General features: G+C 61.5%; 22 protein-coding genes. 7 read left to right on the forward strand and 15 right to left on the reverse strand.

The window, feature by feature from the left end; genetic code table 11:
- Positions 1–7: 7 nt before the first annotated feature.
- The 4 genes from ACSQ16_RS16210 to ACSQ16_RS16225 form a co-directional block, all read right to left on the reverse strand.
- Positions 8–889: a F0F1 ATP synthase subunit gamma gene (locus ACSQ16_RS16210; RefSeq protein WP_243262347.1), complete on the reverse strand. Its 882-nt coding sequence runs from the start codon at positions 887–889 to the stop codon at positions 8–10.
- Positions 890–904: 15 nt separating this feature from the next.
- Positions 905–2,443, reverse strand: a complete 1,539-nt coding sequence (gene atpA / locus ACSQ16_RS16215; protein WP_067629561.1) for a F0F1 ATP synthase subunit alpha — start codon at positions 2,441–2,443, stop codon at positions 905–907.
- Entirely contained in the window at positions 2,444–3,004 is a 561-nt protein-coding gene (locus tag ACSQ16_RS16220) for a F0F1 ATP synthase subunit delta (protein WP_067629603.1), read from the reverse strand.
- 286 nt (positions 3,005–3,290) lie between these two features.
- The gene (locus tag ACSQ16_RS16225) at positions 3,291–4,037 is read right to left on the reverse strand and encodes a methyltransferase domain-containing protein (RefSeq protein ID WP_243262346.1); all 747 of its coding nucleotides are present in this window, start codon (positions 4,035–4,037) and stop codon (positions 3,291–3,293) included.
- A gap of 63 nt (positions 4,038–4,100) precedes the next feature.
- On the opposite strand from ACSQ16_RS16225, the gene gloB reads away from it, so the two are divergent.
- The 3 genes from gloB (at position 4,101) to ACSQ16_RS16240 (ending at position 8,315) form a co-directional block, all read left to right on the forward strand.
- Entirely contained in the window at positions 4,101–4,868 is a 768-nt protein-coding gene (gene gloB / locus ACSQ16_RS16230) for a hydroxyacylglutathione hydrolase (RefSeq protein ID WP_243262345.1), read from the forward strand.
- Between the two features lie 175 nt (positions 4,869–5,043).
- On the forward strand, positions 5,044–7,365 hold the full coding sequence (clpA, locus tag ACSQ16_RS16235; RefSeq protein WP_243262344.1) for an ATP-dependent Clp protease ATP-binding subunit ClpA: 2,322 nt from the start codon (positions 5,044–5,046) through the stop codon (positions 7,363–7,365).
- On the forward strand, positions 7,362–8,315 hold the full coding sequence (locus ACSQ16_RS16240) for a M23 family metallopeptidase (RefSeq protein WP_243262343.1): 954 nt from the start codon (positions 7,362–7,364) through the stop codon (positions 8,313–8,315). Before clpA ends, ACSQ16_RS16240 begins: the two co-directional genes overlap by 4 nt.
- A 16-nt stretch (positions 8,316–8,331) precedes the next feature.
- On the opposite strand, the gene ACSQ16_RS16245 is transcribed toward ACSQ16_RS16240, so the two are convergent.
- The 3 genes from ACSQ16_RS16245 to ACSQ16_RS16255 all read right to left on the reverse strand — a co-directional run bounded on the left by ACSQ16_RS16245 (position 8,332) and on the right by ACSQ16_RS16255 (position 12,070).
- Positions 8,332–10,269: a peptidoglycan -binding protein gene (locus ACSQ16_RS16245; RefSeq protein ID WP_435988570.1), complete on the reverse strand. Its 1,938-nt coding sequence runs from the start codon at positions 10,267–10,269 to the stop codon at positions 8,332–8,334.
- A complete protein-coding gene (locus ACSQ16_RS16250; protein ID WP_093927017.1) occupies positions 10,269–11,468 on the reverse strand; it encodes a biopolymer transporter ExbB in 1,200 nt (399 codons plus the stop codon). Before ACSQ16_RS16250 ends, ACSQ16_RS16245 begins: the two co-directional genes overlap by 1 nt.
- Positions 11,469–11,539: 71 nt before the next feature.
- Complete coding sequence (locus ACSQ16_RS16255; RefSeq protein WP_243262341.1) at positions 11,540–12,070, reverse strand: gamma-glutamylcyclotransferase; 531 nt, start codon at positions 12,068–12,070, stop codon at positions 11,540–11,542.
- Between the two features lie 66 nt (positions 12,071–12,136).
- Between ACSQ16_RS16255 and ACSQ16_RS16260 the strand changes: the two genes are divergently transcribed.
- Entirely contained in the window at positions 12,137–13,144 is a 1,008-nt protein-coding gene (locus ACSQ16_RS16260; protein ID WP_243262339.1) for a DUF2125 domain-containing protein, read from the forward strand.
- Between the two features lie 7 nt (positions 13,145–13,151).
- Here the strand turns inward: ACSQ16_RS16260 and ACSQ16_RS16265 are convergent, their stop codons facing one another.
- The 5 genes from ACSQ16_RS16265 to ACSQ16_RS16285 form a co-directional block, all read right to left on the reverse strand.
- Entirely contained in the window at positions 13,152–13,946 is a 795-nt protein-coding gene (locus ACSQ16_RS16265) for an extensin-like domain-containing protein (protein ID WP_435988571.1), read from the reverse strand.
- Positions 13,943–14,863, reverse strand: a complete 921-nt coding sequence (locus ACSQ16_RS16270; RefSeq protein ID WP_093927021.1) for a prephenate/arogenate dehydrogenase family protein — start codon at positions 14,861–14,863, stop codon at positions 13,943–13,945. Before ACSQ16_RS16270 ends, ACSQ16_RS16265 begins: the two co-directional genes overlap by 4 nt.
- Positions 14,863–15,945 carry a histidinol-phosphate transaminase gene (gene hisC / locus ACSQ16_RS16275; protein ID WP_243262336.1) on the reverse strand — a complete coding sequence of 361 codons (1,083 nt, stop codon included), beginning with the start codon at positions 15,943–15,945 and terminating at the stop codon, positions 14,863–14,865. The genes ACSQ16_RS16270 and hisC overlap by 1 nt, the downstream gene beginning before the upstream one ends.
- Positions 15,946–16,133: 188 nt before the next feature.
- Positions 16,134–16,754 carry a 30S ribosomal protein S4 gene (rpsD, locus tag ACSQ16_RS16280; RefSeq protein WP_243262335.1) on the reverse strand — a complete coding sequence of 207 codons (621 nt, stop codon included), beginning with the start codon at positions 16,752–16,754 and terminating at the stop codon, positions 16,134–16,136.
- 168 nt (positions 16,755–16,922) lie between these two features.
- The gene (locus ACSQ16_RS16285) at positions 16,923–17,492 is read right to left on the reverse strand and encodes a DNA-3-methyladenine glycosylase I (RefSeq protein ID WP_243262334.1); all 570 of its coding nucleotides are present in this window, start codon (positions 17,490–17,492) and stop codon (positions 16,923–16,925) included.
- 106 nt (positions 17,493–17,598) lie between these two features.
- Here ACSQ16_RS16285 and ACSQ16_RS16290 point away from each other — a divergent pair, with 106 nt between their 5' ends.
- The 3 genes from ACSQ16_RS16290 (at position 17,599) to phbB (ending at position 20,580) form a co-directional block, all read left to right on the forward strand.
- Positions 17,599–18,441 (forward strand): EAL domain-containing protein, encoded by an 843-nt coding sequence (locus ACSQ16_RS16290; RefSeq protein ID WP_243262333.1) that lies wholly within the window; start codon positions 17,599–17,601, stop codon positions 18,439–18,441.
- A gap of 164 nt (positions 18,442–18,605) precedes the next feature.
- Positions 18,606–19,781 carry an acetyl-CoA C-acetyltransferase gene (locus tag ACSQ16_RS16295; protein WP_243262332.1) on the forward strand — a complete coding sequence of 392 codons (1,176 nt, stop codon included), beginning with the start codon at positions 18,606–18,608 and terminating at the stop codon, positions 19,779–19,781.
- A gap of 76 nt (positions 19,782–19,857) precedes the next feature.
- Positions 19,858–20,580 carry an acetoacetyl-CoA reductase gene (gene phbB, locus ACSQ16_RS16300; RefSeq protein ID WP_243262331.1) on the forward strand — a complete coding sequence of 241 codons (723 nt, stop codon included), beginning with the start codon at positions 19,858–19,860 and terminating at the stop codon, positions 20,578–20,580.
- Between the two features lie 193 nt (positions 20,581–20,773).
- Here phbB and ACSQ16_RS16305 read toward each other — a convergent pair whose 3' ends face one another.
- From ACSQ16_RS16305 to ACSQ16_RS16315, 3 genes are all read right to left on the reverse strand, one after another.
- Positions 20,774–20,938: a YdcH family protein gene (locus ACSQ16_RS16305; RefSeq protein ID WP_093927025.1), complete on the reverse strand. Its 165-nt coding sequence runs from the start codon at positions 20,936–20,938 to the stop codon at positions 20,774–20,776.
- A 100-nt stretch (positions 20,939–21,038) separates the two neighbouring features.
- Positions 21,039–21,806, reverse strand: a complete 768-nt coding sequence (locus ACSQ16_RS16310; protein ID WP_243262330.1) for a tRNA1(Val) (adenine(37)-N6)-methyltransferase — start codon at positions 21,804–21,806, stop codon at positions 21,039–21,041.
- Positions 21,803–22,018: a putative signal transducing protein gene (locus ACSQ16_RS16315; RefSeq protein ID WP_093927273.1), complete on the reverse strand. Its 216-nt coding sequence runs from the start codon at positions 22,016–22,018 to the stop codon at positions 21,803–21,805. The genes ACSQ16_RS16310 and ACSQ16_RS16315 overlap by 4 nt, the downstream gene beginning before the upstream one ends.
- Positions 22,019–22,021: the final 3 nt, after the last annotated feature.

Consider the following 22,021-nt stretch of genomic DNA (forward strand, 5'->3'; position numbering starts at 1 on the left):
GATTTGCTTACAGCGCTTCCGCGCCGGAAATGATTTCGATCAGCTCGTTGGTGATGACAGCCTGACGCGAGCGGTTGTACTGGATGGTCAGTTTGTCGATCATCTCGCCCGCGTTGCGTGTGGCGTTGTCCATCGCCGACATCCGCGCACCCTGCTCGGATGCGCCGTTCTCCAGCAGAGCCGAGAAGATCGCCGTGGCGACCCCGCGCGGCAGAAGGTCGGCCAAGACCGCCTCTTCGCTGGGTTCATAGTCGAACAATGTGGACGCACCGCTGTCTTCGCCGTCTTCGGCGTCGAATTTGGCGGGGATGATCTGCTGCGCCGTTGGCGTCTGCATGACCACGTTCACGAACTTCGCATAGAAGATCGTTGCCACGTCAAATTCGCCCGCGTCAAAGCGGTTCAGCACGTCCTGCGCGATCTTCTGCGCATCACCATAGCCGATCTTTTTGACTTCGCTGAGGTCAACATGACCGACCAGATGGTCGCCCAAGTCACGCCGCAGCGCATCACGGCCTTTCTTGCCAACGGTGAGGATTTTCACCTCTTTGCCCTGGGCCAGCAGTTCACGCGCATGGGCTTTCGCCTTCTTCGCGATGTTGCTGTTGAAGCCGCCGCACAGCCCGCGTTCGGCGGTCATGACCACCAGCAGATGCACTTTGTCTTCACCCGTGCCGCTGAGCAGCTTGGGCGCGCTGTCGGAACCGCCAACGCTGGCCGCGAGCCCTGCCATCACGGCATTGAACCGCTCCGTATAGGGACGCGAAGCCTCGGCAGCCTCCTGCGCGCGGCGAAGTTTCGCCGCGGCAACCATTTGCATGGCCTTGGTGATCTTGCGGGTCGATTTGACCGACGCGATCCTGTTCTTCAGGTCCTTGAGATTTGGCATTGCCTTATCTCCCGTTTAAGCGAAGTCGGCGGCGAAACCGTCAATGGCGGCTTTGATCTTCTCTTCCAACTCGCCTTTGACCTTGCGGTCATTGTTGGTGATGTCCTTGAGAAGGTCGTCGTGCTTGCTACGCAGATGCGCCAGCAGGCCTGCCTCGAAACGGCCAACCTCCGACACGTCCACCTTGTCGAGATAGCCGTGTGTACCGGCATAGATCACGCAGACGATTTCCGAGTTGGTCAGCGGCGCGTACTGCGGCTGCTTCATCAGTTCGGTCAAACGCGCACCACGGTTCAGCAGCTGCTGGGTCGCGGCATCAAGGTCGGAACCAAACTGAGCAAAGGCGGCCATTTCGCGGTACTGAGCCAGCGACAGTTTCACCGGACCAGCGACCGAGGACATCGCCTTGGTCTGAGCCGAGGAGCCAACGCGCGAAACCGACAGACCGGTGTTCACGGCAGGACGGATACCCTGATAGAACAGTTCGGTCTCAAGGAAGATCTGACCGTCGGTGATCGAGATCACGTTGGTCGGAATAAACGCGGATACGTCGCCACCTTGGGTCTCGATGATCGGCAGAGCTGTCAGCGAGCCGTTGCCAGCCTCGTCACCCAGCTTCGCAGAACGCTCAAGCAGGCGGGAGTGGAGATAGAAAACGTCGCCCGGGTAAGCTTCACGGCCCGGTGGGCGGCGCAGCAGCAGGGACATCTGACGGTAGGACACGGCTTGTTTGGAAAGGTCATCATAGATGATCAGGGCGTGGCGGCCGTTGTCGCGGAAATGCTCTGCCATCGCGGTCGCGGCGTAGGGTGCGAGGAACTGCATCGGTGCAGGCTCGGACGCGGTCGCGGCCACAACGATGGAGTAGTCGATCGCGCCGGTTTCTTCGAGCTTTTTCACCAGCTGAGCAACAGTCGAACGCTTCTGGCCGATGGCGACATACACGCAGTACATCTTCTTGCCTTCGTCGTCGCCAGCAGCAGCGTTAACCTGCGCTTGGTTCAGCATCGCGTCGAGGGCGACGGCGGTTTTACCGGTCTGACGGTCACCAATGATCAGCTCACGCTGGCCACGGCCGATCGGGATCATCGCGTCAACGGACTTGAGGCCGGTTGCCATCGGCTCATGCACCGATTTACGCGGGATGATGCCCGGCGCTTTGACGTCGGCGATGCCGCGCTTGGTGGCGCCAATGGGGCCTTTGCCGTCGATGGGGTTGCCCAGACCGTCAACAACGCGGCCCAGCAGTTCGTCACCAATTGGCACGTCCACGATGGAGTTGGTGCGCTTGACGGTGTCGCCTTCTTTGATGTCACGGTCGGAACCGAAGATAACAACACCAACGTTGTCGGCTTCGAGGTTCAGGGCCATGCCCTGAATGCCGCCGGGGAATTCGACCATTTCACCGGCCTGAACGTTGTCCAGACCATAGACGCGGGCGATACCGTCACCGACGGAGAGAACGCGACCCACTTCGGCCACTTCGGTTTCCTGACCGAAATCCTTGATCTGGTCTTTCAGGATCGCAGAAATCTCTGCTGCTTGGATACCCATTTATCCGACCTCTTTCATTACATTCTGGAGGGAATTGAGCTTGGAACGGATCGACGTATCGATCATTTTCGAGCCCACTTTGACGACAAGACCGCCGATGAGGCTTTCATCAACGGTCGCATGAAGTGATACTTTTTTGCCGGTGGAGGCATTGAGCGACTTGGTCAGCTTGTCCGACTGCGTCTTAGTCAGCGCCTTGGCCGTGGTGACGTCAGCGGTGATCTCGCCCTTGGCTTCGGCGATCGTTTCGCGCAGCGCTTTGACCAGCGCGGGCAGCACAAACAGACGACGCTTTTGCGCCATCAGCGCCAGCGTGCTCGCCATGGTCTTGGTCAGGCCCATTTTGTCGGCCAGCACTTTGATCGCCTGCGCCTGCTGTTCGCGCGTATAAAGCGGCGAAGTGATCAGGCGCTGAAAGTCATCGCTGTCGGTCAAGGCCGCTTCAAGCGCGGTAAGATCGCCCTCGATGGCATCGACCTGATTGGCCTCGCGGGCCAGATCATACACGGCTGTCGCATAACGTTCCGCGATGCCGGTGGAAATGGAAGCAGGTTCGGACACGTCCATCCTCTCGTTCAATAAGCGCCGGATATGCGAAGATGTCGCGTCACCAGCAGTTGGCGCGGCTTGAAGTTACCCAAGACGTCTAAATCAGGGGCGATGTAGCAGACAGGTTCACGCCCGGCAACACAGTATAGGCAGGTAATGTCCCGGGGCGCTGCAATATTGCAAGGGCTATGGCCCGACGCGGCCCTTTGCCGCAGAAAAATGCGGGCTTTATGGTCAAACCCGCGCAGCGTGGGCGAATCCTCGGGACCAAGCAGCACTTGCTTCAAGTCTGCAAGACTTAGACCGGCTTAGCCTGCGGCTCGCCGATCCCCTCTAGCACGCCAATGGCGCGTCGCGCGGGGCTGCGTTGCGGGCGACCGCGCGGCGGATAGACCAGTTTCGTTGCCTCCACCATGATTGCCCCTCCGCCCATCATGGTCGGCATCTGGCGACCGACCTTTTCGAACAAGGGCGCTGATTTCATCCAGATTCGCTGCTGTGAGGGGAATTGAAACAACGCACCAAGGTGACGCTCAGGCAGGAATTGATGCTTGCGCAGCTGCGTTTCCAACTGCCCCGGCGAATAGGGCCGCCCATAGCCGAATGGCGTGCGGTCCCGCCGTGCCCACATGCCCGCGCGGTTCGGCACGATGAACAGCGCCTTCCCCCCCGGCCCCAACACCCGCCAGCATTCGTCCAGCAGTTCACTGGGCCGTTCCGAGGTCTCAAGCCCATGCATCAACACCAGCTTATCCACCGCCCCCGTCTCTACCGGCCAAAGCGTCTCTTCGGTCAGGACCGAGGTGTTGGGCATCCCCGCAGGCCAAGGCATTACGCCCTGCGGGCCGGGCATCAGCACCATCACGCGCCGGGCGTCGGCCAGATAGGGCCGCAGCAGGGGTGCCGCAAAGCCAAAGCCCACGACGGTTTGCCCCTTCGCCTCGGGCCAAAGCTCCAACAACCGCCCGCGCAAGGATTTCTGCGCCGCACGTCCCAACGCACTGCGATAATAGAAATTGCGCAGATCCTGTACATCAAGATGCATTGCAGCCCGCCTTGGTGAGTGTCACTCTTGCCCAACCATAACAACACAGCGAGGTAAGACGCCATGGCCTTTGATCTGGTCACGATTCCATGTCTGTCAGACAATTACGCCTTCCTGCTGCGCGACCATGACAGCGGCGCCGTGGCGCTGGTCGATGTACCCGAAGCTGCCCCGATTATGGCAGAGCTTGATCGCCGTGGCTGGACGCTGAGCCAAGTCTGGTTGACCCACCACCATCCCGACCATGTCCAAGGGCTGGCCGAACTGCTGACCCGCTTCCCCGCGCAGGTGATTGGCGCCAAGGCCGATGCCCACCGCCTCCCCTCGCTTGACCGCGAAGTGGTGGAGGGCGACAGAATTGAATTGGGCGCGCTGACGGCCCAAGTGCTCGACGTGTCGGGCCACACCGTGGGTCATATCGCCTTGCACGTGCCAAAAGCCAAAGTGGCCTTTACCGCCGACAGCCTCATGGCGCTTGGCTGTGGCCGTCTGTTCGAAGGCACGCCCGCGCAGATGTGGGACAGTCTACAAAAGCTGGCCGCCCTGCCCGGCGACACGACGATCTGCTCCGGCCACGAATACACCGCCGCCAACGCAAAATTCGCGCTGACCGTTGATCCGCAGAACCCGGCGCTTATATCAAGGGCCAAGGACATCGACAGCGCCCGCGCCAAGGGGCAGCCGACCGTCCCCTCGCCGCTTTCACTGGAACTAGAAACCAATCCCTTCCTGCGCCCTGCCGACCCGGCCATTCGCGCGACATTGGGGATGCCAGACGCCACCGACACGGAAGTGTTCACTGAAATCCGCAAGCGAAAAGACCAGTTCTGATTGCCTGCAATCATGGCCCAAAGTCCCCGGTCACGCGAAATGTGACCGATTCGGACCAGAATCTTCTTGAAGATGGGCGATGATCAACCAAACTCTAATACTATGAGGCCATGGTCGGACCGGGCTCTGAGACATCTCAGCACCTCACCGACCCCGATCGAAAAGGAGCACGCCCGTGCCTTCATTCTCGACTACACTTGAGCAGGCAATCCACGCGGCCCTCGCGCTGGCCAATGCCCGCCGCCATGAATTCGCCACGCTGGAACACCTGCTGTTGGCGCTGCTTGATGAACCTGACGCGGTTCAGGTGATGAAAGCCTGTTCGGTCGACGTCTCAGATCTGCGCGACACGCTGGTTGAGTTTGTCGATGATGACCTTAGCAATCTGGTCACCGACATCGATGGTTCTGAGGCCGTGCCGACTGCCGCATTCCAACGCGTGATCCAACGCGCCGCAATCCACGTGCAATCTTCGGGCCGGACCGAAGTGACCGGGGCCAATGTGCTGGTCGCGATATTTGCCGAACGGGAAAGCAACGCCGCCTACTTCCTGCAAGAGCAGGACATGACCCGCTATGACGCGGTGAACTTCATTGCCCATGGCGTCGCCAAAGATCCGGCTTACGGCGAAGCACGCCCCGTGAGCGGCGCACCAGAGCATGAAGAAGAGGCCCAAGGCGTCACCGACGGTGACAAGAAAGAATCCGCGCTGGCCAAATACTGCGTGGACCTCAACGCCAAATCGCGCGAAGGCGATATCGACCCGCTGATCGGCCGCGAGAGCGAAGTTGAACGCTGCATTCAAGTGCTCTGCCGTCGGCGCAAGAACAACCCGCTGCTGGTGGGTGATCCGGGCGTTGGGAAAACCGCCATTGCCGAAGGTTTGGCACGTAAGATCGTTGCAGGTGAAACACCAGAGGTTCTGGAAAACACCACGATCTACTCCCTCGATATGGGCGCGTTGCTGGCCGGCACCCGCTATCGCGGTGACTTTGAGGAGCGTCTCAAAGCGGTCGTGACTGAGCTGGAAGAGCATAAAGACGCGGTGCTGTTCATCGACGAGATCCACACCGTGATCGGTGCCGGGGCCACCTCGGGCGGCGCGATGGATGCCTCCAACCTGCTGAAGCCTGCGCTTCAGGGTGGCAAACTGCGCACCATGGGCTCCACGACTTATAAGGAGTTCCGCCAGCACTTTGAGAAGGACCGCGCGCTGAGCCGCCGTTTCCAGAAGATCGACGTGAGCGAGCCTTCGGTTGAAGACGCCACCAAGATCCTTAAGGGTCTGAAGCCTTACTTTGAGGAGCATCACAGCGTCAAATACACGGCCGATGCGATCAAAACTTCGGTGGAATTGGCACATCGCTACATCAATGATCGCAAGCTGCCTGACAGTGCGATCGACGTGATCGACGAAGCTGGTGCCGCCCAGCATCTCGTGGCCGCCTCCAAGCGGCGCAAGACCATCGGCACCAAAGAGGTCGAAGCTGTCGTTGCCAAGATCGCCCGCATTCCGCCAAAGAACGTCAGCAAAGACGATGTGGTGGTGCTGAAGGATCTGGAAAGCTCGCTCAAGCGGGTGGTCTTTGGTCAGGACGACGCAATCGTCGCGCTGTCGTCGGCGATCAAACTCTCGCGGGCTGGCCTGCGCGAGCCGGACAAACCCATCGGCAACTACCTCTTCGCCGGGCCAACCGGTGTGGGTAAAACCGAGGTCGCCAAGCAACTGGCTGATACGCTCGGCGTGGAACTCCTGCGTTTCGACATGTCGGAGTATATGGAGAAACACGCCGTCTCTCGTCTGATCGGCGCTCCTCCGGGCTATGTCGGTTTTGACCAGGGTGGCATGCTGACCGATGGCGTGGACCAGCATCCGCACTGCGTGCTGCTGCTCGACGAGATGGAGAAGGCGCATCCGGATGTCTACAACATCCTGTTGCAGGTGATGGACCACGGCAAGCTGACAGATCACAACGGTCGCACAGTGGATTTCCGCAATGTGGTGCTGATCATGACCTCCAACGCTGGTGCTTCCGAACAGGCGAAAGAGGCCGTGGGCTTTGGCCGCGAACGTCGCACCGGTGAAGATACCGCCGCGATCGAGCGGACCTTCACGCCGGAGTTCCGCAACCGTCTCGACGCTGTCATCAGTTTTGCGCCGCTGCCGAAATCGGTGATCCTGCGGGTGGTCGAAAAGTTCGTGCTGCAACTCGAAGCGCAACTGATGGACCGCAACGTGACCATCGAACTCAGCAAAAAGGCCGCCGAATGGCTCGCCGACAAGGGCTACGACGACAAGATGGGCGCCCGCCCCCTGGGCCGCGTGATCCAAGAGCACATCAAAAAGCCGCTGGCCGAGGAACTGCTCTTTGGCAAACTGGCCAAAGGCGGTGTGGTTAAGGTTGGCGTCAAGGACGACGCGCTGACGCTCAAGGTCTTGGGCACCGAAAGCAAGCGCCTGTCAGGTGATCGGCCCCCGCTGCTCACCGCGGAATGATCACACGGGCCGCGCTGGCCCTGATCCTCTCCTCCGCCAGCCCTGCGCTGGCGGAGGATGTGCGACTAGCCTTCCCGGTGGATTGCACCCTCGGGCAGGATTGCCACATCCAACAATATATGGACCAAGACCCAAGCGCGGCAGCGCGCGATTACCGCTGTTCGGGGCTGACCTATGACGGCCACAAGGGCACCGATTTCGCCCTGCCCGACCGCGCGGCGATGGCGGCAGGTGTCACCGTTCGCGCAGCGGCGGCTGGCATGGTCAAAGGGCTGCGAGACGGCATGACCGATGGCGCGCCACTCTCGGAAGTCCAAGGGCGCGAATGTGGCAACGGCGTGGTGATCGACCTTGGCCGCGGATGGGAAACACAGTACTGCCACCTGAAACGCGGCTCGCTGCGCGTAACGGAAGGGCAGGAGGTCGCTGTCGGCGACGCTCTCGGGCTGGTCGGCCAGTCCGGCAAAGCGGCCTTTCCGCATCTACACCTGTCGCTGCGCCATCACGGCAATCCGGTTGATCCATTCGCCCCCGAAGGCAAGGGTTGCGAGGAAGAACCAGCTAAGTCGCTCTGGGAAGACACCCCGCTCTACCGCCCCGGCGGGCTGATCGCGCTCGGCTTTGCAGGCCGCATTCCCAGCTATGATGAAATCAAGGCAGGCGATGCACATCACGACACTCTGCCCGAGGATGCGCCTGCCTTGGTCATCTACGGTTACAGCTATGGCACCCAAAAGAACGACGTGCTGCGCCTCAGCCTTGCGGGGCCAAGCGGCACCGTGATCGAAAGGGATGTGGTGCTAGAGAAACCGCAGGCGCAGTCGTTTCGTGCCATCGGCAAACGCGCCGCCGCCGGAACATGGCCCGCCGGGCGCTATCGCGGCACGATGACCCTGCTGCGCGATGGCCGTGTGATTGACGAAAAGACCGGCGCGTTGACGGTGCAATAGACCGGCTTCCCCCCGCTCACTTCTCGGTAAACTTGAGCTCAATCCGCCGGTTCTGCGCCCGCGCGGCTTCGGTATTGCCCTCGGCCACGGGTTGGTACTGGCCAAAGCCATTGGCAGCCAAACGATCCGGCGCGATGCCGAGGAAATTGACCATATATTTGACGACCGACAGCGCGCGGGCTTGGCTCAGCTCCCAGTTGTCGGCAAATTCCCCAAAGCCGGAAAGCGGCACATTGTCGGTATGACCGTCGACCCGGATCACCCAGTCAATCTCGGCAGGGATGTCGCCGACAACACTGCGCAAGATACCCGCTACTTTGGCGATCTCGGCTTGGCCGTCTTGGCTCAACACTGCACTGCCCGGTGCAAAAAGAACCTCGGAGGAGAAGACAAAGCGGTCGCCCTCAATCCGCACGCCTTCTTGGTTGCCCAAAAGGTTGCGCAGACGACCAAAGAATTCCGACCGATACTGCGCCAGATCCTTGCTTTCCTCTTCCAAACGCTTGCGCTCTGCTGCTTCCAATTCGGCGCGGCGGCGCTCTTCGGCTGCGACCCGCGCCAGTGCGGTGTTCAACTCTGAGCCCAGCGATTGCAGTTCCACCGATTTCGCCGCATCCCGCGCCACGGCATCATCCAAAAGCGCCTGTAGATTGCCCAGTTGCGCGCGCAATTCCGCGACCTGCTGGTTCAGCAATTCCGTATGACGCTGCGCCTCGGCGCTCACGGCTTTTTCCTCGGCCAGAGTCTGTTCGGCCTGCGCCAACAGTGCCGCGCGGCGTTCAGCGGCGGTGGTTTTGTCTTCTGCCAGTGTCTCGGCGGCGAGCTTTGCTGCCAGCGCCTGCGCCAGTCTTTCGCGCAAGTCAGCTTGATCGCCACTCAGCGCATTGCCTTCTTCTTCAAGCACTTGCACGCGGCCTAATGCCTCGGAAAGCCGTGCGTTCAAGTCCTGTTCGGTGACCTCCGCCTGCGCCAATCGCGCCCGCAGGTCTTCTTCGGTGCCCATGGCCGCATCAACCTGCGCCTCGAGCGCCGCGCGCTCGGCTTCGAATTCTGCGCCGCTCTGCTCAAGGGTCTCCAGCCGTAACAGGGCAGCGGCTAGTTCTGTATCAAGATCACTGCGCGCCGCGCGGGCAGCGGCCAGCAAGGTCAGGGTATCTTCCGCTTCTTTGCGCTGCGCCTCAAGCGCGAGGGTCATGGCGGTCAGTTCCGCATCTGCATTCTCCAACCGTTCACGCAGCGCCTGCGCCGCCGCAGCCTCTGCCAGCCGGGCGGCTTCCTCGGCGCTCAGGGCTTCTTCCGCCTCGGCCACCTGCGTATTCAACGTGGCAACTTCGGCCTCTACCTCAGCATTCTGCGCGCGCAGATCGGCGACCAACGTATCCAACGCTTCGCGTTTCGCCGCAGCCAGACGGGCTGTTTCGGCCTGCGCGTCAATGTCATCACGGGCGGTACTGAGCGCGAGGTTCAGCGCCTTTTGCTCATCCAGCAACTCAGCTTCGCGGTCTTCCAAAGTACCGATACGAGCCTGATCCGTCGCCTGCGAAGCCAACAGCGCCGCAACGCGGGCTTCGAACCCGGTGATCTGCGCCTCTGCGGCCCTAAGGGCCGCGTCCTGTTCTTCACGCTGTGTCGTTAGCCCGGCAATCACGGCCTCTTGCCGCGACACTTCATCCTGTGCGTCATTCAGCGAGGCGTTGAGCGCACCCAGCCGCGCCTCCAACCGCGCGGTGGTGCGCTCCTCCACTCCAAGTGCTTGGGCAAGGGCCGCGACCTCTCCGGCCAATTCGTTCAATTCGCTTTCTTGGCCACTGATGCGTTCAGTTAGGACGAATTGCACGACCATAAAGATCGTCAGTACGAACATCAGAACCAGCAAAAGTCCGGTCATCGCGTCGACGAAACCCGGCCAGATAGAGCCCTGAAACCGCGTGCCTGACCGCCGGGAAAGTGTCATTACTGGTCCCCGCCACCGGGAGTTTCACCGGCACGCAAGCGGCGCGCCTCCGGTACACGTTGGCCCGAAAGCGCCTTGGCCAGCAGTGAAATATCCTTGCGAAGCTCGGCCATGGTTTCCTGCCGCCCGGCAGAGATTTCTTCCAAGATACGCAGCATCTGGACGTCGATAGAGCGCAGCCGCATCCGACTTTCCGCGTCGATCCCCTCGCCCGCAATCTGCCCCTCAAGAACTGAGACGAGACGCTCTTGCCCTTCGGCCACCCGCGTCAGCGCCGGGCCTGTGGGATCTTCACGTTCCATCCGCGTGGTCATCCGGTCCACGGCATCGGCAAGCTTGCCCAGCTTGTCATCCACCATGGTGCGACTGATATCGGATTGGGTGAACATCTGCTGCATCTCTCCCATCTGTTCGACCATCTGATCCATCACGCTGGCCATGATGTTCTGGTCGCTCACATCGTCGCCCGAGGTCAGCCCGACCCGCGTGATGGAACTCAGCCAATCTTCCAGCTCTTGATAAAACCGGTTCTGCCCGTGGCCCGCGAAAAGCTCCAAAAGCCCGACGACGAGTGAGCCCGCAAGCCCCAGAAGCGACGAGCCGAAGGCCACGCCCATGCCGCCCAACTGCGCCTCAAGCCCGGTCATCAGGCGGCCAAAGACATCAACCCCTGCCTCCCCCTCACCGGGGGCGAGCGAACGGATCGTGTCGACCACCGCAGGCACCGTCGTGGCAAGCCCGTAGAAGGTGCCGAGAAGACCGAGGAAAATCAGCATGTTGACGATGTAGCGCGTGATCTCGCGCACTTCGTCGATACGCGAGGCAACGGAATCGAGGATCGAACGGGTTGAGGCCGTGCTGACCTGCATCCGCGCGCCACGCTGGCGCAGAAGTGACGCCAAGGGGGCCAAAAGCTGCGGCGGCTGCGCATCGGGTTCGGAATTGTCGGCGGCGAAGTCCTCGATCCAGCGGACAGAGCCGATCAGCTGCGTCACCTGATAGAAACAGGCCAGCACACCGACGACGAAAACAAAGATGATGACCCCATTAAGCCATGGGTTCGCGGCGAAGATCGGCAGCACGCTGGGCAGGGCCAAAAATGCCCCTACGCCGGTCAATGCCAATACGATCAGCATCAGTGAAATCTGACGCACCGGTTGTGAAAACTGCGGTTTTGCCTTGCGGTCTGGCTGTGCCATGCGGCCTTTCCTGACCCTCTATTCTGCTCTTGGCGCAGCTTACACTGAAACTGCGCGGAGTTGCCAAGTTTTTATGAGGCCAAAGCCCTTACACGATCATGCAACCACTCCAACGCGGGGTCATGCAAGCCCACTTCAGAAAGATGCACGGCTGTGTTGATTAAATACTCTGTATTTGGCCCGCGCCCGCCTATGGCGCGGGCAATGATCTGGGCCTGTTCTTCAAGGGGCAAGCCGCCGCAATATTGGTCATGCGCCGCGTCGATCACATAGGTCACCGCTTCCACGTCGCGGCCATCGGTCAGATGCACAGTGAGGTTTTTCTCGACATAGGCCGAGGAAATTAGCTCACGTTCCCGCAGATACTCCAGCGTCTGCGCCTCGTGACCCTCTGCCACGCGCATCGCCATGCCTTCGCAGGCCGAGCGGACGGATTCGTCCAGCGCCAGCACCAGCCCCGGCTGTTCGACCGTGCCGCGGTGGTGGATCGAGCGCATGCAGAACGATCGGGCATAGCCCGGCAGCGTGGCGATCACGCTTTCCGCCACCTCGAAACCGGGGTTCCACAAAAGGCTGCCATAGCCGAATACCCACATTGTCATGCTGCTGGTCCTTTCTATTGGCCTTCGGTAAACCGCATCTGAAGCACGATTTGAAGGGCTATCAAGATGCGTAAACTGGTTTGGTTGCTGATTCTGCTCGTGGCGCTTTGCAGCGCGTGGTGGGCCGCCGCCACGACGCAGATGCAAAGCACAGTGAACGCGCTGCTCGACAGTCGTCGTGCCGCGGGTTGGGATGTGACGCTCAAAGATATCGGCAAGGCAGGTTTTCCGCTGACTCTGCAAAACCGGCTGAGCGGTCTTTCAGTGGCTGAACCGAACCAGAGCATTGCATTTGAAGCGCCGCAGCTTGATCTTTCTGCCCCTGTCTGGTGGCCCGGTGACCTGTCGGCACGGGCCCCCGTGGCCCAAGCAGCTTTCCCAGCCGGTGCGCTTCCCTTGGTTTTGAACATGCGCAATATGCAGGCGGATCTAGACCTGCATCCCGGCCTATCACTGCAACTTGAGCAGATGGAGGCCCGCAGCACGTATCTGGAGGTCAATGGTCCCGACGGGCTTTTGCTAGAGGCCGAAGAATCGCGTCTGCGGGTCACACAATCCTCCGACGCGGCGAATGAGTATAACATCGCGGTGCTGCCGGGCAGGATCACCCCCGGCCCGCTGCTCCGCAGGGTGTTGGGCGAGGCAATTGCCCAACCCGGCGGCCAGCCAATCCTGTCAGCGCGGATGGCCGTCACCTTTGCCCGCGCGCTGGACCGCCATAGCGCGGTGGCGGGCACCCTGCCGCAGATCGACGCGCTGACGGTTGAGAATGTCGATGCCGCATGGGGCGACGTGGCACTGGGCGCCGAAGGCGCGCTGACCTTTGACGCGCAGGGCATTCCCGACGGGGTTTTGAGCCTGCGGGTCACGAATTGGTCCAAACTGCTTGATGCGGGCGAACGTGGGGGCTTCCTGCCGCCCTCCATGCGCGGTCAGGTTAATACCATGTTGCGGTTGCTTGAGGCACGCGGCGGCACGCCGGGCGGGCTGGATCTTGATCTGGTCTTTGCCGAAGGGCAGATGGTCCTTGCGGGCATTCCGCTTGGCCCGGCACCGCGATTGATCCAGCCGTAAGCGGGCCTCAACGGCAATAACTGCCGCTGCGATACCGCGCCGTGTCGAAATGAAAATGATCTTGGTGGAAACGGTCAGATTCGGGGCCAAGGACGGTGCCAAACGGGCCACATGCGCCCCGGTGCATCCGCCGCAATGCCTTACTGCTGCGCCGTGCCCGCCAGCCCTTATGCACAGTAATCGTGCTGCCATCCGCCAGTTCAAACCCGGAGATATCAATCGCGCGGCCCTTGCCGTGTTCTGAGATCTTGCCGCCCTTCCGGTTGTTGCGCGTGCGGCAGGCGTAATGCGCAGCGACCCGTAACTCTTCGAGCCCGCCGCCCTGCCCCGCCAAGGCAGGCACCGCCGATTGCCGCACCCATGTATCGAGCGCCTTGGCCGTAGTGCAATCCATCACCGCGGCATTGCTAAGCTTGATGCCAGAGACCGAGCGCACCTTGACTGCGTTCTCGATCCCGCAACCACTGATCTTGCCCGGCACCCGGCCCACCGGCGCGCCTTGGATCGCCAGATCCCCGCAAACCGCACCCTTCGCCAGCATCTGCTGCCGGGCGCGGGCGGCTTTCTCAACCTTGCGGCTGCGGAGGGAGGGACGGAGAGAGGATTTGATCCCCCGGCCCCCTTCGGCGGCAGCCCGGGCAGCGGGGTCACGTTTGGGCTGTTCGATCGCACCCGAGGGCACCACGATAACTGGCAGCGTAGTGCCATTGTCTCGCGGGACCGGGCGTTGCGAACTGTCCGGCCCCGCGGCCAGGGCCATCTGCCCCAGCACGATCAGCGGCAGGACAGCCCAGCCCTTCATGACTTGCGTGCGCCCCGGCCAAAGTCTGGCGCGTCGGTGTCTTGCCCCGCCTCGATAATGCCGCGCCGGATCGCGCGGGTTCGGGTGAAATAGGCGTGCAGATGATCGCCGTCACCGGTGCGAATGGCGCGTTGCAGGGCGAAAAGCTCTTCGGTGAAGCGGCCAAGGATTTCCAGCGTGGCGTCCTTGTTGGTCAGGAACACATCGCGCCACATGGTCGGATCGCTCGCCGCGATGCGGGTGAAGTCCCGGAAACCGGCGGCGGAATATTTGATGACTTCGCTGTCGGTCACCCGGCGCAGATCGTCGGCCACGCCCACCATCGTATAGGCGATGAGGTGCGGCGCGTGGGAGGTGACGGCCAGCACCAGATCGTGATGCTCGGCGTCCATCTCCTCGACATTCGCCCCCGCCCCTTCCCAAAGCGCACGCAGCCGGGCGATGGCGTCCTTGTCTGTCCCCTCGACTGGGACCAGCAGACACCAACGGTTGTCGAAAAGCTCGGCAAAGCCGCTGCGCGGGCCGGAATGCTCGGTCCCTGCCAGCGGGTGCGCGGGGATGAAATGCACGCCTTCGGGCAGATGCGGTCCCACTTGCGCGATCACGTCTGCCTTGACCGAACCCACATCCGTCACCGTGGCACCGGGGGCCAGATGCGGCGCGATTTCGGCGGCGACGGCTCCCATCACGCCCACCGGTACGCAGAGCACCACCAGATCGGCCCCCTTGACGGCTTCGGCGGCGCTGTCGCAGACGCGGTCGCAGAGGCCGATCTCGCGCGCCGTTGCGCGGGTCTCGTCGCTGCGGGCATAGCCAGTGACTTCGCCCGCCAGCCCGCCGCGTTTCATTGCCCAGAAAAGCGATGAGGCGATCAGCCCCAGCCCGATCAGGGCGACCCTGTCATAGACCTGAGCCATCAGCTGCCCCCCTTGAACTGCCGCACCGCATGGACGACGCGGCGGCAGGCACTCTCATCCCCGACGGTGATGCGCAGACATTGCGGCAAGTTGTAACCAGCCACCCGGCGCACGATCAGACCTTGAGACTTGAGGTAGTCGTCACAGGCCTCGGCCTCGGCCTGATTGGCGAAACGGGCCAGCACGAAATTGGCGAGCGAGACATCCGAGGGCACGCCGATCTCTGCCAGCGCATCGGCGAGCCATGTGCGCCAGCGGGCGTTCTCGGCCCGGCAGTGGTCGGTATATGCCCGATCTCGCATCGCCGCTTCGGCGGCGTTAAGTGCGGCCTGCGAGAGGTTGAAAGGCCCCCGCACGCGGTTCAGCACGTCGATCACATGGGCAGGTCCATAGCCCCAGCCGATGCGCAGACCGCCCAGCCCGTAGAGTTTGGAAAAGGTGCGCGTCATCACCACGTTATCGCGCCGGTCCACCAGTGCGGCCCCGCCGTCGTAGCCCTCGACATATTCGGCATAGGCCCCGTCGAGCACCAGAAGCGCCTGCGGCGGCAGCCCCTCGGCCAGCCGTTCGATCTCGGCCAGACCGATCATCGTGCCGGTGGGGTTGTTGGGGTTGGCGATGAACACCAACCGCGTCGTATCGGTACAGGCGGCGAGGATCGCATCGACATCGGTCACCCGCTCACGCTCGGGCACCTCGACGGGCGTGGCCCCGGCGGCGAGCGCAGAGATGCGGTACATGGCAAAGCCGTGTTCGGTGTGCACCACCTCGGTCCCCGGTCCGGCATAGGCTTGGCAAAGGAAGGCGATGATCTCATCCGAGCCCGCGCCGCAGATGATCCGCCCCGCATCAAGGCCCAACACCTCGGCGATGGAGGCGCGCAGCGCGCTATGATCGGAAGACGGATAGCGATGCAGGTCATAGGCCGCGCGGCGATAGGCTTCGACGGCGGCAGGGCTTGGCCCCAGCGGGTTTTCGTTCGAGCTGAGTTTGACCACATTATCAAGGCCCGCGACATGCGCCGCACCCCCTTGATAAAGGTCAATCTCCATAATGCCCGGTTGCGGTGCGATCTGTGTCATCTCGCTCTTTTCCTCACGCTACTGCCGCCCTTCTATCGGGGCCGCAGCGGTGATGCCAGAATCATTCTGCATCCGCGCGTCCGCCGGACAGCCTGTTGCATCGCTGCGCCCCGGCCCAGCCCCGCGCAAAGAAAAAGGCCGCGCGGTTTGCACCACGCGGCCTTTCGTTTGTCGACTGGCGAAGAAACTTAGTTCTTCGCGTAGAATTCCACGACGAGGTTCGGCTCCATCACAACCGGGTATGGCACGTCGCCAAGGCTCGGTGTGCGCACGAAGGTTGCTGTCAGTTTGGAGTGATCCGTCTCAAGGTAGTCAGGCACGTCACGCTCGGGCAACTGAACCGCTTCCAGAACGGAAGCCAACTGCTTGGAACGGTCACGCACTTCGATCACGTCACCCTCTTTCACGCGGTAGGAGGGGATGTTCACTTTCTTGCCGTTCACACGAACGTGGCCGTGGTTCACGAACTGGCGCGCAGCGAAAACGGTCGCAACGAACTTGGCGCGGTACACAACGGCGTCCAGACGACGTTCCAGCAGACCGATCAGGTTTTCACCTGTATCGCCTTTAACACGCTCGGCTTCGCCGTAGATGCGGCGGAATTGCTTTTCGGTCAGGTCGCCGTAGTAGCCCTTGAGCTTCTGCTTGGCACGCAGCTGGATGCCGAAATCGGAAATCTTGCCCTTACGACGCTGGCCGTGCTGGCCGGGGCCGTATTCACGACGGTTCACCGGGGACTTCGGACGGCCCCAGATGTTTTCGCCCATGCGGCGGTCTAGTTTGTGCTTGGCAGCTGTGCGTTTGGTCACGGCTGTTCTCCTTTATAAGGCCCCGAGGGGCGGTAAAGGGCGTTGTCCTTTGGCCGAAGCCCGACAGGGTTCCCCTTGCGGGGTCCACCAACACCAATGAAGGGGCGCTTATACGGTGCCATCGCCGGGAGTCAACGGGGGATTTCAGCAGGGGCAATACGCCCCGCCCTAACGCGCCATCGCGGCACAGGGGTCGTGGCGGTGGCAGGTCAGGATGTGATCATTCACCAGCCCGCAGGCCTCCATCCACGCATAGGTAATCGTCGGCCCACAGAACTTGAAACCGGCTTTCTTCAGGTCTTTGCTCACCTGTTCTGACAGCGCGGTTTTCGGCGGCACCTCAGCCTGTGTGGCAAAGCCGGGCTGCAAGGGCACCCCATCCACATAGCGCCACATGAAGCTGTCAAAGCCCTCGCGTGCCTCCAGCTCCTGCCAAGCACGGGCATTGGTAATCGCGGCCTCAATCTTGCCCCGGTGGCGAATAATTCCCGGATCGCTTAGCAGGCGCAGCACATCCGCCTCGCCCCATTCGGCGATCTGATGCGGATCGAACCCGGCGAAAGCGGCGCGAAAGTTGTCACGTTTTTTAAGGATCGTGATCCAGCTTAGCCCGGCCTGAAATCCGTCGAGAATCAGTTTTTCCCAAAGCGCGCGGCTGTCATATTCGGGCACGCCCCACTCGGTGTCATGGTAGGCTTGGTAAATCGGGTCCTCCCCGGCCCAGTCACAGCGCTGCATCTTTGCCTCTCCCGCCCGTGATCCACCGCGGAAAACGCCGCTGATTAAGACCGTGTTATCACCTTTGCGCCCATACCCACGGCAGGACAGAAAGAAGAGTACCGCCGTGCCCCGTCGATTCCAACGCCCTATCGCCGATATCCCCCCCGGTGGGGACAGCCCGCTTAACCACGCGATAACGCAACGCGATGCCGCGACGCTGGAAATGGTGCGCGACGCCGTGGCGCACCGTCAGACCCTGCTGGCCTTTCAGCCGGTCATGCGGGCCAGCGATCCGACGCGCATTGCCTTTCATGAGGGGTTGATCCGCCTGCTTGACCCCACGGGCCGTGTGATCCCGGCCAAGGACTTCATGCCAGCGATTGAGGACACGGAGACCGGGCGGCAGGTGGATGTTCTGGCCCTGCGCCTCGGGCTGAACGCGCTGCACCACCACCCCGGACTGCGGCTGTCGATCAATATGTCGGCCCGCTCCATTGGGTATCAGGAATGGACCCGCGTCTTGCGCCACTGGCTGGCCCGCGACGCGACCTTGGGCGAACGGCTGATTCTAGAGATTACCGAAAGCTCCGCCATGATGGTGCCGGAACTGGTGGCGAACTTTATGGATCAGTTACAGCCTTATGGCATTTGCTTTGCCATGGATGATTTCGGGGCGGGGCAAACGGCGATCCGCTATTTCAAGGATTTCTACTTCGACATCCTGAAACTCGACGGGCAGTTCATTCGGGGCATCGCGACAAACCCCGACAACCGCGCCCTGACCGCCGCGCTGATGTCGATCGCCACACATTTCGACATGCTCACCGTGGCCGAATGTGTGGAGAACGCGGCTGACGCAGCGGTCCTGGTCGAGATGGGTGTCGACTGTTTGCAGGGCTACCATTTTGCCGCCCCCACGACCCGGCCTGCCTGGCTTGGGTTCGACCGCATGCGCGCCACAGGCTGACCGCAAAAAGAGGGTAACGCCATGTCGGCAGCGTGCCGCTGCCTGCTCAGTTGCCGCATTGCAGCGCATCCGCTATCACTACATCAGAGGGACGGGAGCGCCCACGCCCGACGATGGCGCGTGTCGGTGTGCCCCCGCCCAACAAGGTAGAGGAAAGTCACATCATGACCAATGTCGTCATCGCATCCGCCGCCCGTACCGCCGTGGGCAGTTTCGGCGGGGCGTTTGCCAATACACCCGCCCATGATCTGGGTGCCGCCGTTCTAAAAGAACTGGTGGCCCGCGCCGGGGTCGACCCGTCCGAAGTCTCTGAGACCATTCTGGGGCAGGTGCTGACCGCCGCCCAAGGCCAGAACCCCGCGCGTCAGGCGCATATCAATGCGGGCCTGCCGAAAGAAAGCGCCGCTTGGGGCATCAACCAAGTCTGCGGCTCGGGCCTGCGCGCCGTGGCACTTGCAGCTCAGCACATCCAACTGGGCGATGCGAGCATCGTTTGCGCCGGTGGTCAGGAAAACATGACCCTAAGCCCCCATGCGCAGAACCTCCGCGCGGGTCAGAAAATGGGCGACTTGCAGTTCATCGACACGATGATCCGCGACGGTTTGTGGGATGCCTTCAACGGCTACCATATGGGCCAAACCGCCGAGAATGTTGCCGAAAAATGGCAGATTTCCCGCGACCAGCAGGACGAATTCGCCGTCGCCTCGCAAAACAAGGCCGAAGCCGCCCAGAAGGCTGGCAAATTTGCGGATGAGATTGTCGCCTATACCATCAAAACCCGCAAAGGTGAGACAGTCGTCGATCAGGACGAATACATCCGCCATGGAGCCACCATCGAAGCAATGCAGAAACTGCGCCCCGCCTTTACCAAGGACGGCTCGGTTACTGCGGCCAACGCCTCCGGCCTCAACGACGGCGCGGCGGGTGCGCTGCTGATGAGCGCTGATGAGGCTGAAAAGCGCGGCATCACCCCGCTAGCGCGGATCGCCTCCTATGCCACCGCCGGTCTTGACCCGTCGATCATGGGTGTCGGCCCCGTCTATGCCTCGCGCAAGGCGTTGGAGAAAGCAGGCTGGAAGCCCGAGGACCTAGACTTGGTCGAAGCCAACGAAGCTTTCGCCGCGCAGGCCTGTGCCGTGAACAAGGAAATGGGCTGGGATCCGGAAATCGTGAACGTCAACGGCGGTGCCATTGCCATCGGTCACCCCATCGGCGCCTCCGGCGCGCGCGTGCTCAATACTCTACTGTTCGAAATGCAGCGCCGCGGAGCCAAAAAAGGTTTGGCGACGCTGTGTATCGGCGGCGGTATGGGTGTTGCCATGTGCCTTGAGCGCCCCTAAGACTATATTCGGCGCGCAACTTTATTGCGCGCCGAAACATGCATTTGCAAGAACATTACCTTGAGGGAGGGATTACATGTCACGCATCGCTTTGGTCACCGGAGGCAGTCGCGGCATTGGCGCGGCCATCTCCACCACGCTGAAGGACAAAGGCTATACCGTCGCCGCCACCTATGCCGGCAATGACGAGGCTGCCGCGAAATTCACCGAAGAGACCGGCATCAAGACCTATAAATGGAATGTGGCAGACTACGAGGCCTCCAAAGCAGGGATCGAACAGGTCGAAGCCGATCTTGGCCCTATCGAAGTGGTCGTTGCCAACGCAGGCATCACCCGCGATGCGCCGTTCCACAAAATGACCCCCGATCAGTGGAATGAGGTCATCGCGACCAATCTCACCGGCGTTTTCAACACGATCCACCCGGTCTGGCCCGGCATGCGTGAACGCAAATTCGGGCGCGTGGTCGTGATCTCTTCGATCAATGGGCAGAAAGGTCAGTTCGCGCAGGTAAACTATGCCGCCACCAAGGCAGGCGATCTGGGCATCGTGAAATCACTGGCCCAGGAAGGCGCGCGCGCAGGCATCACCGCGAATGCGATCTGCCCCGGCTATATCGCAACCGATATGGTCATGGCCGTGCCCGAAAAAGTCCGTGAGAGCATCATCGCGCAGATCCCCGCAGGCCGTCTGGGTGAACCCGAAGAAATCGCCCGCGCCGTGGCCTTTTTGGTCTCGGACGATGCAGGTTTCATCAATGGCTCGACCATCTCAGCCAATGGCGCGCAATTCGTCGTTTAACTGGCGAGACCTATCAGGATTGAAAAGGCCAGCCCTTCACGAGGCTGGCCTTTTTCATATTGGCTAGGGGCGACATCCGCCCCTCCAAGCCACCGCGCGGCATGAGTATGCGCCAGCCGTAAACAACAACTAAGCTGCCGCCCCGCCAAGACGGAACGACAGCCATCAAGAGAGCTTTAACTCTTGTTAAGGATTAGCTCGACAGTCGGCTAATCTCCTCCTTCAGGCGCAGTTTTTCCTTTTTCATGGAAGCCACTTTTAGATCGTCCATACCGGGGGCGCGTTGAGCAGTTTCAACCGCCTCACTCATTGCCTGATGCTTTCGCTTCAGGGTATCCAGATGTGCGCTCAAAGCCATACAATCCTCCATGATTGGTGTTTAGAAATTCAGTGGACCACAGCGCGACACACAAGTCACGCAGCACCGCAGCATAGGGGTGAAGTTGGTGAAAAAATGCTTAAGAAGTAGGAAAAACCAGCGGCGCACCGCTGCGCAGGACCGCTTCGATTTCGGGCACATAGCTTTTGCCGTCACCTTCATGCCGCGTGCCGAGGTGCATGGCATAGCTGTGATGTAATCGGAATGCGCCCCGACCGTTCTTGCGGGCACGCAAGAGAATCAGCTCAGGCAACCGCCCGACCCGCGAGGCCAGGGGCAGCACTTCGACCGATCCCATCTCATGCGGCAGCGCCGCCAGAAGCTCGGGCAGCCGCTCCGCGCGGTGGATAAAATGCGCCTGCCCCTTGGGTTTTAATCGTTTCGCCGCCATGCGGACCCATTGCCGTAAGGGCGTGGCCTCACCCAAGGCGGCCTCTCGCCCCGGATCGCGGGACTGGACCGAAGCCGCGCGGTCAAAATAAGGCGGGTTGGCCAGCACGTGATCAAATTGCCGTTGGCGTAGATGTAGGGGCATGTCGGTCAGGTCCGCTTCGACCACCTCCAACACATCTCTGCCATTGCGTCGCGCGAGATCGGCGTAGGCAGGCTGCAGTTCACACCCCGTCAGCGCCAGCCCCGGCACCCGAGCGCCCAAGCACAGCACCGCAGCCCCCACCCCGCAGCCCAGTTCCAGCACGCTTTGGCCCGCGGTCGCTTCAACACTTGCGGCCAGTAAAACCGGGTCCACCCCGGCGCGATAGCCCCGCCCTCGCCGCGGCTGCCATAGGTGCAGCTTGCCGCCCAGAAAGGCGTCACATGTCAGATCATCTTCGGCAAAAAGGCTCACAGCCCGAGGGGAATCTCATTGTCGCGCATCACCCGCAGGGCGGCGTCGTGATCGTTGGGATGCACCATTAAGCGGCGTGGGAAAATTCCGATGCCCCCTTCGAGCACGCTCATGTTTACGTCCATTTCAAAGCAGTCTATATCCTCCCCCCTGAGAAGGGCGGTGGCAAAGGCGATGATGGTCAAGTCGGTGCTGCGCAAAAGTTCCTTCATATC

Origin of the sequence: Sulfitobacter sp. SH24 (assembly GCF_965641895.1) — a bacterium.
Taxonomy (GTDB): domain Bacteria; phylum Pseudomonadota; class Alphaproteobacteria; order Rhodobacterales; family Rhodobacteraceae; genus Sulfitobacter; species Sulfitobacter dubius.